Below are 12033 nucleotides of genomic sequence, written 5' to 3'. Positions count from 1 at the left end.
CATTTGTTTTGAGAATACAAATACTGCACACTATTCTAAAATCAGCATAATAACTTAGCAAGCTAATTATAAGGAGATGAAATTGGAATCGCCACTAGGTTCTGATCTGGCACGGTTGGTGCGCATTTGGCGTGCTCTGATTGACCATCGCCTCAAGCCTCTGGAATTGACGCAGACACATTGGGTCACGTTGCACAATATTCATCAATTGCCGCCTGACCAGTCGCAGATTCAATTGGCTAAAGCGATAGGCATTGAGCAGCCATCGCTGGTACGCACGTTGGATCAACTTGAAGATAAGGGGCTAATTTCGCGGCAAACCTGCGCCAGCGATCGTCGCGCTAAGCGCATTAAACTGACCGAAAAAGCGGAGCCGCTGATCGCTGAGATGGAAGCGGTCATTCATAAAACGCGCGGTGAAATTTTGGCTGGGATTTCTTCAGAGGAGATTGAGCTTCTGATTAAACTTATCGCCAAACTTGAACACAACATTATGGAATTGCACTCTCACGATTGAGGTGCAGGGGCATACGTGTGGCCATGTGACCACACGTAAAGCCTGGTTTAGCGTGGAGAGACAGTAACCTGGCTGCCATTGCTGGCCAGCACGACACGCTGACCTGCCGAGAAACGCGTATTTCCTTGTTTCTGCACAACCATAATGGTGTTGCCATCGTCTTTACGAATTTCCAGTTCCACACCCTGGGTTTTATTCATTGCGCTCTGGACGCCCTGACCCGCTACGCCACCAGCCACCGCGCCTGCCGCGGTCGCCAGCGAACGACCCGTACCGCCGCCGATAGTGTTGCCGAGGAATCCGCCCAACACCGCGCCGCCGATAGCGCCAATCACGTTAGAATCATCACCGCCCTGAATTTGAACCGGACGAACGTTAACGATAGTACCGTACGTTACATTCTGAACTTGTTTAGCCTCGGATGCGGTATAAACATCACCCGAAAGGCTATCATTGTTAACACACCCCGCTAAGGATAACCCCATCAGTGAAACGGCCAGTACACGTTTAATCATTTACCCATCTCCTGTTCTTCACGAAACGCTATTTCAGCATCCCTATAGCTAAATTATATGGCATTTATGCAGTTAAGGTCATATCTTCTGCCAAAAGAATGTAAAAATCATAATCAGAAGTTAATTAACTACTCTTAAACGAAGTGGGAAGCAAGAAAAGATAGGTCATTGATATCCGTGGACGGCACGGCAAAAAACGTGACGCGGGCATCGCATTGCAAAATACGTTATGCCGAGTGTTAAGGCTTAACCCAGCTTAATAAGGAAGAGGTATGAAATCGGGCCGTTTTATTGGCGTTATGTCCGGGACCAGCCTTGATGGCGTGGATGTTGTACTGGCGGCAATTGATGAAACAATGGTAGCGCAACAGGCAAGTCTCACCTGGCCCATTCCCGTTCATCTGAAAAAAGGCATTCTCGATATTTGCCAGGGACAGCCGCTTACGCTCTCGCAACTCGGCCAGCTGGATACCCAGTTAGGCCGGCTTTTTGCACAGGCGGTTAATGCGCTGTTAGCGCAACAACGTTTGCAGCCGCGGGATATCGTCGCCATTGGTTGTCATGGGCAAACGGTCTGGCATGAGCCGACCGGCGAGGCCTCGCATACGTTGCAAATTGGCGATAATAATCACATCGTCGCCCATACGGGGATTACAGTGGTCGGCGATTTTCGGCGGCGGGATATTGCGCTGGGCGGACAAGGCGCGCCGCTGGTGCCCGCTTTCCATCACGCGCTGTTGGGACATCCGACGGAAAAACGTATGGTCCTGAATATCGGCGGCATCGCCAATTTATCTCTGCTTTTCCCCGGACAGGCGGTGCGCGGGTACGACACGGGGCCGGGTAATATGTTGATGGATGCGTGGATTTGGCGACAATGCGCGCAGCCCTACGACAAAGATGCGGCATGGGCGAAAGAAGGTCAGGTTATTCTTCCATTGCTGCAAAAGATGTTGCGCGATCCGTACTTTGCTGCGTCGGCGCCCAAAAGTACAGGACGCGAATATTTCAACTATGGCTGGTTAGAGCGTCATCTTACGGCTTTCCCTGGCGCAGACGCGCGCGATGTACAGGCCACGCTGGCGGAGCTGACGGCGGTCTCCATCGCCCAACAGGTGCTGCTCAATGGCGGCTGCGAGCGGCTGATGGTCTGTGGCGGCGGAAGCCGGAATCCGTTAGTGATGGCCCGTCTGGCGGCGCTGTTGCCCGGTATCGAGGTTTCGACCACCGATAAGGCGGGGATCAACGGCGATGATATGGAAGCGCTGGCCTTTGCCTGGCTTGCCTGGCGAACGCTCGCGGGCCTGCCGGGAAATTTACCTTCCGTGACGGGGGCTACAGAAGCCACTGTTTTAGGCGCTATTTACCCGGCTAACCCAATAACTCAGAGTTAACTGAATTTTTCCCGGACCCTATATCGGTAAACTAGCAAGGTCAGGAAGGGGCGTTTGCCCTTCCAGAAGCAGGAGAGCTTTCGGGATATGCCTATGAAAAAGATCGCAATAATGTGTTTACCTGTGCTGCTGACCGGCTGTAGCGTTTATCAACAATTTGTTGAACGTATGCAAACGGATATGCTGGAATACCAGTGTGATGAGAAGCCGCTTACCGTTAAAGTCAATAACCTGCGTGAAGAGGTCAGTTTTGTTTATGACAATAAGCTGCTGACCCTGAAGCAAGGAATCTCGGCCTCGGGCGCGCGTTATACCGACGGGATTTATGTTTTCTGGTCGCAAGGCGAGAGCGCCACGGTCTATAAACGAGACAGAATTGTGCTTAATAACTGTCAGTTACAAAATCCGAAGCGTTGAGATTTTCAGTATGGGGGCGCACAATAGCGCCACCCACTGTTTATTTCTGATCAACGCCATGTCTGATAACGACCAATTGCAGCAGATCGCGCATCTGCGCCGTGAATACACGAAAGGCGGCTTGCGTCGCCGCGATTTACCCGCTGAACCGTTAACCTTATTCGAGCGCTGGCTTGGGCAAGCGTGCGACGCCAGACTGGCCGATCCGACGGCAATGGTCGTGGCGACCGTAGATGACAAGGGGCAACCGTACCAGCGTATTGTATTGCTCAAGCATTATGATGAAAAAGGCCTGGTCTTTTATACCAACCTGGGAAGCCGCAAGGCGCATCAGATTGAGCACAATCCGCGTATCAGCCTGTTATTTCCCTGGCATATGCTTGAACGCCAGGTGATGGTGACAGGCAAAGCCGAGCGTCTCTCCACACTTGAGGTGGTGAGGTATTTCCACAGCCGTCCGCGCGACAGCCAGATTGGCGCATGGGTCTCTAAACAATCCAGCCGCATTTCCGCGCGCGGTATCCTCGAAAGCAAATTCCTGGAGCTTAAGCAGAAGTTTCAACAGGGCGAAGTGCCGCTACCCAGCTTCTGGGGCGGTTTTCGCGTGAGTATCGAACAGATGGAGTTCTGGCAGGGCGGCGAACATCGTCTGCACGATCGCTTTTTATACCAACGCGACGACGGCGCATGGAAAATCGACCGTCTTGCGCCCTAAAGATGCAAAAATCTTGTTTTAAGCACTGGTGCGGATGAATCCGCCGTTTTATGCTATGTCTCTTTCGCGTCTGGCGAAAAGTCGTGTACCGGCAAAGGTGCAGTCGTTTTATACATGGAGATTTTGATGGCAAGCAGTAACTTGATTAAACAATTGCAAGAGCGGGGGCTGGTAGCCCAGGTGACGGACGAAGACGCGTTGGCAGAGCGACTGGCGCAAGGCCCGATCGCGCTCTATTGCGGCTTCGATCCTACCGCTGACAGCTTGCATTTGGGGCATCTGGTTCCATTGTTATGCCTGAAACGCTTCCAGCAGGCAGGGCACAAACCTGTTGCGCTGGTAGGCGGCGCGACCGGTCTGATTGGCGACCCGAGCTTCAAAGCCGCCGAGCGTAAACTGAACACTGAAGAGACCGTTCAGGAGTGGGTGGCGAAAATTCGTAAACAGGTTGCCCCATTCCTGGACTTTGATTGCGGCGAAAACTCCGCCATCGCGGCCAATAACTATGACTGGTTCGGCAGCATGAATGTGCTGACTTTCCTGCGCGATATCGGTAAACATTTTTCCGTTAATCAGATGATCAACAAAGAAGCGGTGAAGCAGCGTCTGAACCGTGACGATCAGGGTATCTCTTTCACGGAGTTCTCTTATAACCTGCTACAGGGGTACGACTTCGCTTGTCTGAATAAACTGCACGGCGTTGCCTTACAGATTGGCGGTTCTGACCAGTGGGGGAACATCACTTCCGGTATCGACCTGACCCGTCGCCTGCACCAGAATCAGGTATTTGGTTTGACCGTTCCACTGATCACCAAAGCTGACGGCACGAAATTCGGTAAAACCGAAGGCGGCGCTGTCTGGCTGGATCCGAAGAAAACCAGTCCGTACAAATTCTACCAGTTCTGGATTAACACCGCAGATGCCGATGTTTATCGCTTCCTGAAATTCTTCACTTTTATGGACATTGAAGAGATCAATGCCCTGGAAGATGAAGATAAAAACAGCGGGAAAGCGCCGCGCGCGCAGTATGTGCTGGCCGAGCAGGTGACGCGCCTGGTTCATGGTGAAGAAGGGCTGGTCGCGGCGAAACGGATCACTGAATGTCTGTTCAGCGGTTCACTGAGCGCGCTGAGCGAAGCTGACTTTGAGCAGTTGGCGCAGGACGGCGTACCGATGGTTGAAATGGAAAAAGGCGCCGACCTGATGCAGGCGCTGGTAGACGCCGAGCTCCAGCCGTCACGTGGTCAGGCGCGTAAGACTATCGCCTCCAACGCTGTCACTATCAATGGTGAAAAACAATCCGATCCTGAATACATCTTTAACGATGAGGACCGTCTGTTTGGCCGCTATACCTTATTACGTCGCGGCAAAAAGAACTATTGTCTGATTTGCTGGAAATAAGGCATTAAGTAACAGGGAGTGAGAAATCACTCCCTTATTTTTGATGTTCAGGTAAAAAAATGAAGAATATCCTCGCTATCCAGTCCCATGTTGTTTTCGGACATGCGGGCAACAGCGCCGCCGAATTTCCCATGCGCCGTCTTGGCGCGAATGTTTGGCCGCTGAATACCGTTCAGTTTTCTAACCACACGCAATATGGTAAATGGACCGGCTGTGTCATGCCGCCCAGCCATCTGACTGAGATTGTCCAGGGGATTGCGGACATTGGCCAGTTAGCGCACTGCGACGCCGTACTTAGCGGTTACCTGGGATCTGCCGAGCAGGGAGAACACATTCTCGGTATTGTGCGCCAGGTTAAAGCGGCAAATCCGCAGGCAAAATATTTCTGCGATCCCGTGATGGGGCATCCGGAAAAGGGCTGTATCGTGGCGCCTGGCGTCGCAGAGTTCCATGTGCGTTATGCGCTACCCGCCAGCGATATTATCGCGCCTAACCTGATTGAACTGGAAATTCTCAGCAAACATAGCGTGAATAATGTGAATGACGCCGTGCAGGCGGCGCGAGAACTGATTGCTCAGGGGCCAGAAATTGTACTGGTAAAACATCTCGCCCGCGCCGGTTACAGTTCAGAACGCTTTGAAATGCTGCTGGTGACAGCGCAGGAAGCCTGGCATATTAGCCGTCCGCTGGTGGATTTCGGCTCACGTCAGCCGGTTGGCGTTGGCGATGTCACCAGTGGTTTATTGCTGGTCAAACTTTTGCAGGGCGCGACGTTGCAGCAGGCGCTGGAGCACGTTACGGCGGCAGTCTATGAGATTATGATCGCCACCAAAACGATGCAGGAGTACGAACTGCAGGTCGTGGCGGCCCAGGACAGGATCGCTAACCCTGAACATTACTTCAGCGCAACGCAGCTGTAATTATTGCTGCTAAAAAGAGGCCGGATGGCGCTACAGCGAGCTATCCGGCAACATGACATTAATTCAGTCCTTCCGCTTTAAGCGCTGCCGCAACGGTCGGTCTTTTTGCGACACGCTGCATATAACTTTCAATATGCGTTAACCCGTCCATATTCAGTTTTACGCCATAGGCCCAACGCAATACGGTAAACAGATAAGCGTCTGCAATGGTAAAACGCTGGCCGCAAATCCACTGGTCGTCTGAAAGCGACTCATCCACATACTGCAATTTCTTTTCCAGACCGGCGCGAACGGCGGGTTTAAGTGTTTCCGGCGTGTCAGGGCGGAACAGCGGGGTAAAGCCTTTATGCAGTTCCGTTGCAATATAGTTGAGCCATTCCAGCGTATGATAGCGAGCAAGACTACTTACCGGCGCCAGAAGCTGGCGGTCGGGAACGCTGTCGGCGAGGTACTGCATAATGGCGACGCCTTCAGTCAACAGTGTGCCGTCATCCAGCAGCAGAGCCGGAACCTGTCCTTTAGGGTTGACTGCCAGGTAATCATCACCGTTTTCCAGGCGTTTTTTTGCGAGATCGACGCCATCAAGCGTAAAGTCTTTGCCAATTTCGCGCAGGGTAATATGGGAAGCAAGAGAGCAGGCACCCGGTTTGTAGAACAGTTTCATCGGTAACTCCTTTTTGCTGAGGTTTAAAGTATGGTAGTGCGGGGACGAGCAAAAAAAAAGCCGCTAACGCACAGTTAGCGGCCTGAATGTTGTTTCCCGGAAAATTAAACTGTAGCGGCTTTAGAGCCTTTTTCAGCGGTATCATCGTCCTGGGTCATACGGTTCAGCTTAGGCGCTGTCAGCAGCATCAGGACGGCGATAACGGCGGTTGCTATGCCAATCTGCATAAATACGCGACCATAGACTTCCAGGGACATCAGCGGGTCAGTCACGTCGCTCGGCACAGCCATCAGGTTGGCGACATAACCGCCGATGATGTTAGCGCCTGCCGTTGTCAGGAACCAGCTACCCATGATGAAACCCATCAGACGCTGCGGAACCAACTGTGCGACCATTGCCAGTCCCAGACCGGAGATCATCAGCTCACCGATACTTTGCAGGCCGTAGCTCGCGATCAGCCAGTTTACGGATACGATGCCGGCATCGTTCGCAAATTTGGCGCCCAGCGGCAGAATCAGGAACGCGCCGGAACACAGCACCATACCAATGGCGAATTTCATCGGCATCGGCAGCGTATCGCCCATCCTGTTATAGATAGCGGCCAGAATCGGGCTGCCGATAATGATCCAGAATGGGTTCAGCGCCTGATACTGTTCCGGTTCGAACGCGATACCGAGAATAGAGTGCTCGACGTTACGAATGGCAAAGAAGTTCAGCGACGTCGGCATCTGGCTGTACAGTACGAAGAAGATAATCGCCTGCAGCATCAAAATAAAGGCGACGATCATTTTACGGCGAGCCGCGCCGTGCATGGAAAACGCTTCTTTACCGAAGATAATGACGATGCCAAGAGCGATTACGCCCAGCACCATACGCGCGATATCCTGGTTGTGCAGCAGCCAGGTGGCGACCGCAATCAGAACGACAATACCCACGATTGTCAGCAGCAGATTACGGAAGTTGATCGGTTCAAAGTCGGGTTTGGAACCGTAGCTTTTCACCCAGCGCTGGCAGAAAGCAAAGTTAACGACGGTTATCAGCATACCGACGACGCTAAGCGCAAACGCGGTGCTCCAGCCATAACGCGCCGCCAGCCACGGCGTCGCCAGCATAGAGAAGAAGGAGCCGATGTTGACGGACATATAATACATCGTAAATGCGCCGTCGAGACGCGGGTCGTCCTTCGCGTAACAGGTAGACAGCAGGGAAGACGGGTTAGCTTTAAACAGACCGTTACCCACAGCGATAGCCGCCATGCCCATATAGACGATGCCAGCGTCATGACCAGACCATGCGACCAGCGCATAACCGATAGCCAGCACCACGGCACCCAGCATAATAACGCGTTTGGTGCCCAGAATTTTATCACCTAACCAACCGCCAATGGCGACCAGGCCGTACACCAGCGCACTGAAGGAAGAGAAAAGGGTGATGGAATCCGCTTCTGACATACCCAGTTGTTTTACCAGGTAGACGGCCATAATGCCTTGCAGGCCGTAATAACCAAAACGCTCCCATAACTCTATCGAGAAGATGAGATAGAACGCCTTCGGTTGTTTGAAAGCGTTCAAACTGACGCTCTCAGTTGGTTTTTTGTTTGCAGTAGACACTTTTACCTCTTTTTTACGCCCCGTATTAACAGGGATTGTCTGGCGCGTGATGAGTCAGACTCATCCGTCCGATTGTTATATTGGAGGGGAAACGGCAGGTAATGTTCACTATCTTTCCTCTCCAGACAAGAGCTTTGTAATAATCTGTTACATATAACTCTTCTGGTTGAATCGTCCGATGTCAGAAATGTTATCCAGCGTTAAATTTCTTCATTTGAAGAATGGCAGATTTTTACACTGCAAAAAGGCCATTGGTTTGGGTGAAAGGCGATATCTTCTGCTATTTAAGGTGAAAAGCAGTGATATAGGCCATTATCTGAAAAAATGGCAGAGTAATATTTTGTAGTGAAAACGGGGCGTCAGTCTATCCGGTTGTAAATGTAACCTTAGATGTCATTAAATTTCACATGAAGTTATCAAAGTGATCCTGATCACGGATAGATAGAAATTTTTGCGATTAAAAAAATGATTAACCTGACGTGGAGGGAAAACGAAAGCACATTACATCAGAAAAAGGACAGAGACTGGAATGATTGATGGCTAAAATAGATCCAGGCCGAAGGTGGGAGCGCGCTGGCGTGACGGACGCGCTCCGAGCATATCAAATATCGACTTTTTCTTTGTATTCGCAAAGGTCTTCAATGAGGCAGGAGCCGCAGCGGGGTTTTCGGGCGATACAGGTATAGCGGCCATGCAAAATTAACCAGTGATGGCAGTCCACTTTGAACTCATTCGGCACCACTTTCAGTAACTTCTCTTCTACCTGCTCGACATTTTTACCCGGCGCGAACTGTGTTCGGTTGCATACACGAAATATATGCGTATCAACGGCGATGGTCGGCCAGCCGAAGGCGGTATTTAGCACCACGTTAGCGGTTTTACGCCCCACGCCGGGAAGCGCTTCCAGCGCCGCCCGATCCTCCGGCACTTCGCCATTATGCTTGTCCAGTAAAATACGGCAGGTCTTAATCACGTTTTCCGCTTTACTGTTAAATAAACCGATGGTTTTGATATAGGATTTCACGCCTTCTACGCCCAGTTCCAGCATCGCGGCTGGCGTATTGGCGACCGGGTAAAGTTTGGCGGTAGCCTTGTTCACGCTGACGTCGGTTGCCTGCGCGGAAAGCAACACGGCAATCAGCAACTCAAACGGCGACGTGAAATTGAGTTCCGTTGTGGGGTGCGGATTGTTGTCGCGCAGGCGCGTCAGAATTTCCAGCCTTTTTGCTTTGTTCATCAGACTTTCCCTGTTTCACCTGCCGGAACAGCGGAAGGCGCGGTTTCGGCGCGGCGTTTCTTCATTTTTTCATCAATAAGATATTTTACCGCCAGCATGAGTCCCAGGCCGATAAACGCGCCTGGCGGCAGCATCGCCAGCAGGAAAGGCGAGTCGGTGTGAAATATCTCGACCCGTAATACTTTTGCCCAGCCTCCCAGCAGGCTATCCGCGCCATCGAAAAGCGTACCATTCCCGAGGATCTCGCGCAGCGAACCCAGCACGAACATCGCGCCTGTCGCGCCCATGCCGATGGAAAAACCGTCCAACGCGGAAAGCCACGGTCCTTTTTTCGCGGCAAACGCTTCAGCGCGACCGACAACAATGCAGTTCGTTACAATCAGCGGAATAAAAATCCCTAAAGACTGATATAAACCGAACGCATACGCATTGATCAGCATCTGTACTGCGCTTACCACCGAGGCAATGATCATAACGTAAATCGGGATACGGATTTCTGCCGGCGTCCAGCGACGTAGTGCGGACACCGTAAGGTTGGTCAGCGTTAATACCAGCGTTGTGGCCAGACCCAGCCCCAGAGCGTTGGTTGCCGTAGACGTCACCGCCAGTAAAGGGCACAGGCCAAGTAGCTGCACCAGAGCAGAGTTATTTTTCCATAACCCCTGAACAACAATGTCTTTTATTTCGCTCATGGCTATTCTCCACAGGCGGTTAAATGGGGGAGCTGAGCGGGCAGTGATTCGGCGTACAGCCCGGCGCGTTTAACCGCATTCACCACGGCGCGCGGCGTTATTGTCGCCCCGGTAAATTGATCAAAATCACCGCCATCTTTTTTCACCGCCCAGTGCGTATCATTTTCACCGCTGATGGTTTTACCGCTAAAGTGGGTAATCCAGTCAGACAAACGGCGCTCAATTTTATCACCTAACCCTGGCGTCTCATGATGTTCCGTCACGCGCGTCCCCAGGACGGTACCGTTGAAATCTGCGCCAACAATAAGCTGGATAGCGCCGGAATAGCCATCTGGCGCAGTGGCCTCAATGATGGCCGCTACGGGTTTATCATCCTTGCGAGCGATAAAAACACGGTGTGTGCCTTTGCCGAGGGCGGGCGCATCGACCAGATAACAGCTCTCTTGCAGATTATTATTGTAACGATCTGGCGGCAATACCTGATCGAACAGAGCATGCTGTTGTTGCAGCGCTTGTTCGTGGATGGTTGATTTTGTCATCTGATTAATCACCGCGGTCAATCCCGTAGAGCCTGCGGCAAAAAGCGCCAGCGTAATACCGTGTTTACGAATCGTTTTCAGCATGGTTTATCCTTTGCGATGTCCATAGACGCGGGGACGCGTGTAGTAGTCGATCAGAGGAACCGTGATATTCGCCAACAGGACAGCAAAAGCAACGCCGTCCGGATAGCCGCCGAAGCTACGAATCAGCCACACTAATACCCCAGCCAGCGCGCCGAAAATTAAACGTCCACGGTTGGTCGTGGAGGCGGTAACCGGATCCGTCAAGATAAAAAATGCGCCCAGCATGGTGGCGCCTGACAGCAGATGAAGCTGCGGCGAGGCCAGCGTAGCGGGCGAAAAAAGCCAACCTAACGCGGCGCATAGCGCCAGCGTCAGTAGAAAACTGACCGGGATATGCCAGCGGATAGCTTTTTGCCACAGCAGGAATACGCCGCCGACAAGCCAGGCGAGGTTAACCCACTGCCAGCCCACGCCAGCCAGCGCGCCGCTGTATATCGGGTACTGCATGATTTGCTCAACGGAGTGCCCGGCGCGCAAGGACGTTTTAAACGTATCCAGCGGCGTCGCCTGGCTGATACCGTCAATACCAATACGTAGCAGTGTCATATCGCCGCCGCTGGCGGTATGCCCGGTAAAAATCATCCGCAACGTGTCCAGCATATCGGGCGTTGTTGCGGCTATTTCATAAGGCGGCAACCAGCTTGTCATTTGCACCGGAAAGGAGATTAAGAGCACCACGTAACCGATCATTGCCGGATTAAAGGGGTTTTGTCCCAGCCCGCCATATAACTGTTTAGCGATAATAATGGCGAATCCGGTTCCCAGCACGACCATCCACCAGGGCGCGAGCGGAGGGATGCTGACCGCCAGCAAAAGCCCCGTCAATAACGCGGAATAATCCTGCAGGTGACTGGCGACCGATTGTTTGCGCAGTCTAAGGACAATGGCTTCTGCGACGAGCGCCGTGATGGCAGCCAGAACGATCTGGAAAAGCGTTCCCCAACCAAAAAACCACGTCTGCGCGGCAATCCCCGGCAGAGCGGCGATTAATACCAGCAACATGATTCGCGATGTCTGGCGCTGGTTATGGGTATAAGGCGAGCTTGCGATTCTGAATACCATTTAGTCCTCGTTAACAACCTGCTGCTGTGCTGCTTTTTTTGCCTGAACGCGGGCGATCGCCGCAGCAACCGCGGCTTTACGCGGGTCGGCCGGTTCGACAGGTTCGCTTCCGGTCTGCTGCTCCTGTTTACGGGCTTTGGCGCGGGCGATAGCCGCCTCCACTGCGGCTTTACGCGGATCGATCGGTTCGGCAGGTTCGCTTCCAGCCTGCTGCTCCTGCTTACGGGCTTTGGCGCGGGCGATGGCCGCTTCCACCGCGGCTTTAG

At 52.5% G+C, this 12033-nt stretch carries 13 protein-coding genes and 1 pseudogene; 6 read left to right on the top strand and 8 right to left on the bottom strand.

The features are described 5' to 3' along the window. Window positions 1-76 precede the first annotated feature (76 nt). On the top strand, window positions 77-517 hold the full coding sequence (gene slyA, locus ACLJPE_RS04145; RefSeq protein WP_000764551.1) for a transcriptional regulator SlyA: 441 nt from the start codon (window positions 77-79) through the stop codon (window positions 515-517). 47 nt (window positions 518-564) lie between these two features. Here slyA and slyB read toward each other — a convergent pair whose 3' ends face one another. Then, window positions 565-1032 carry an outer membrane lipoprotein SlyB gene (gene slyB / locus ACLJPE_RS04140; RefSeq protein WP_000597179.1) on the bottom strand — a complete coding sequence of 156 codons (468 nt, stop codon included), beginning with the start codon at window positions 1030-1032 and terminating at the stop codon, window positions 565-567. Between the two features lie 272 nt (window positions 1033-1304). Between slyB and anmK the strand changes: the two genes are divergently transcribed. From anmK to pdxY, 5 genes are all read left to right on the top strand, one after another. After that, a complete protein-coding gene (anmK, locus tag ACLJPE_RS04135) occupies window positions 1305-2426 on the top strand; it encodes an anhydro-N-acetylmuramic acid kinase (protein WP_023232828.1) in 1122 nt (373 codons plus the stop codon). 87 nt (window positions 2427-2513) lie between these two features. After that, window positions 2514-2843: a C-type lysozyme inhibitor gene (mliC, locus tag ACLJPE_RS04130; RefSeq protein ID WP_023232827.1), complete on the top strand. Its 330-nt coding sequence runs from the start codon at window positions 2514-2516 to the stop codon at window positions 2841-2843. A gap of 58 nt (window positions 2844-2901) precedes the next feature. Next, window positions 2902-3558, top strand: a complete 657-nt coding sequence (gene pdxH, locus ACLJPE_RS04125; RefSeq protein WP_001282334.1) for a pyridoxamine 5'-phosphate oxidase — start codon at window positions 2902-2904, stop codon at window positions 3556-3558. A 126-nt stretch (window positions 3559-3684) separates the two neighbouring features. After that, complete coding sequence (gene tyrS / locus ACLJPE_RS04120; RefSeq protein WP_023232826.1) at window positions 3685-4959, top strand: tyrosine--tRNA ligase; 1275 nt, start codon at window positions 3685-3687, stop codon at window positions 4957-4959. 59 nt (window positions 4960-5018) lie between these two features. Further along, window positions 5019-5879, top strand: a complete 861-nt coding sequence (gene pdxY / locus ACLJPE_RS04115; protein ID WP_023232825.1) for a pyridoxal kinase PdxY — start codon at window positions 5019-5021, stop codon at window positions 5877-5879. A 58-nt stretch (window positions 5880-5937) separates the two neighbouring features. Here pdxY and gstA read toward each other — a convergent pair whose 3' ends face one another. The 7 genes and pseudogenes from gstA to ACLJPE_RS04080 form a co-directional block, all read right to left on the bottom strand. Next, complete coding sequence (gstA, locus tag ACLJPE_RS04110) at window positions 5938-6543, bottom strand: glutathione transferase GstA (RefSeq protein ID WP_000765727.1); 606 nt, start codon at window positions 6541-6543, stop codon at window positions 5938-5940. A gap of 104 nt (window positions 6544-6647) precedes the next feature. Beyond that, entirely contained in the window at window positions 6648-8153 is a 1506-nt protein-coding gene (gene dtpA / locus ACLJPE_RS04105) for a dipeptide/tripeptide permease DtpA (RefSeq protein WP_000100911.1), read from the bottom strand. Window positions 8154-8754: 601 nt separating this feature from the next. After that, window positions 8755-9390: an endonuclease III gene (gene nth / locus ACLJPE_RS04100; protein WP_001030318.1), complete on the bottom strand. Its 636-nt coding sequence runs from the start codon at window positions 9388-9390 to the stop codon at window positions 8755-8757. After that, the gene (locus tag ACLJPE_RS04095; RefSeq protein WP_001289628.1) at window positions 9390-10082 is read right to left on the bottom strand and encodes an electron transport complex subunit E; all 693 of its coding nucleotides are present in this window, start codon (window positions 10080-10082) and stop codon (window positions 9390-9392) included. Before ACLJPE_RS04095 ends, nth begins: the two co-directional genes overlap by 1 nt. Window positions 10083-10084: 2 nt before the next feature. After that, window positions 10085-10705: an electron transport complex subunit RsxG gene (gene rsxG / locus ACLJPE_RS04090; RefSeq protein ID WP_000920822.1), complete on the bottom strand. Its 621-nt coding sequence runs from the start codon at window positions 10703-10705 to the stop codon at window positions 10085-10087. 3 nt (window positions 10706-10708) lie between these two features. Then, a complete protein-coding gene (rsxD, locus tag ACLJPE_RS04085) occupies window positions 10709-11767 on the bottom strand; it encodes an electron transport complex subunit RsxD (RefSeq protein WP_000231891.1) in 1059 nt (352 codons plus the stop codon). Continuing rightward, window positions 11768-12033 (bottom strand): annotated as a pseudogene (locus tag ACLJPE_RS04080) (electron transport complex subunit RsxC); the annotation flags it as partial. It abuts the gene before it with no gap.

Source organism: Salmonella sp. SAL04196 (assembly GCF_046550835.1).
GTDB lineage: Bacteria > Pseudomonadota > Gammaproteobacteria > Enterobacterales > Enterobacteriaceae > Salmonella > Salmonella enterica.
The sequence above is the reverse complement of the archived record's forward strand: the minus strand, read 5'-3'. Positions and strand labels throughout refer to the sequence as shown.

What these genes read in the sequence shown, in the direction of transcription:
- slyA (WP_000764551.1), top strand. Translation starts at nt 77, where the DNA reads ATGAAATTGGAATCGCCACTAGGTTCTGATCTGGCACGGTTGGTGCGC.
- pdxH (WP_001282334.1), top strand. Translation starts at nt 2,902, where the DNA reads ATGTCTGATAACGACCAATTGCAGCAGATCGCGCATCTGCGCCGTGAA.
- nth (WP_001030318.1), bottom strand. Translation starts at nt 9,390, where the DNA reads ATGAACAAAGCAAAAAGGCTGGAAATTCTGACGCGCCTGCGCGACAAC.
- rsxD (WP_000231891.1), bottom strand. Translation starts at nt 11,767, where the DNA reads ATGGTATTCAGAATCGCAAGCTCGCCTTATACCCATAACCAGCGCCAG.
- tyrS (WP_023232826.1), top strand. Translation starts at nt 3,685, where the DNA reads ATGGCAAGCAGTAACTTGATTAAACAATTGCAAGAGCGGGGGCTGGTA.
- rsxG (WP_000920822.1), bottom strand. Translation starts at nt 10,705, where the DNA reads ATGCTGAAAACGATTCGTAAACACGGTATTACGCTGGCGCTTTTTGCC.
- mliC (WP_023232827.1), top strand. Translation starts at nt 2,514, where the DNA reads ATGCCTATGAAAAAGATCGCAATAATGTGTTTACCTGTGCTGCTGACC.
- ACLJPE_RS04095 (WP_001289628.1), bottom strand. Translation starts at nt 10,082, where the DNA reads ATGAGCGAAATAAAAGACATTGTTGTTCAGGGGTTATGGAAAAATAAC.
- pdxY (WP_023232825.1), top strand. Translation starts at nt 5,019, where the DNA reads ATGAAGAATATCCTCGCTATCCAGTCCCATGTTGTTTTCGGACATGCG.
- gstA (WP_000765727.1), bottom strand. Translation starts at nt 6,543, where the DNA reads ATGAAACTGTTCTACAAACCGGGTGCCTGCTCTCTTGCTTCCCATATT.
- slyB (WP_000597179.1), bottom strand. Translation starts at nt 1,032, where the DNA reads ATGATTAAACGTGTACTGGCCGTTTCACTGATGGGGTTATCCTTAGCG.
- anmK (WP_023232828.1), top strand. Translation starts at nt 1,305, where the DNA reads ATGAAATCGGGCCGTTTTATTGGCGTTATGTCCGGGACCAGCCTTGAT.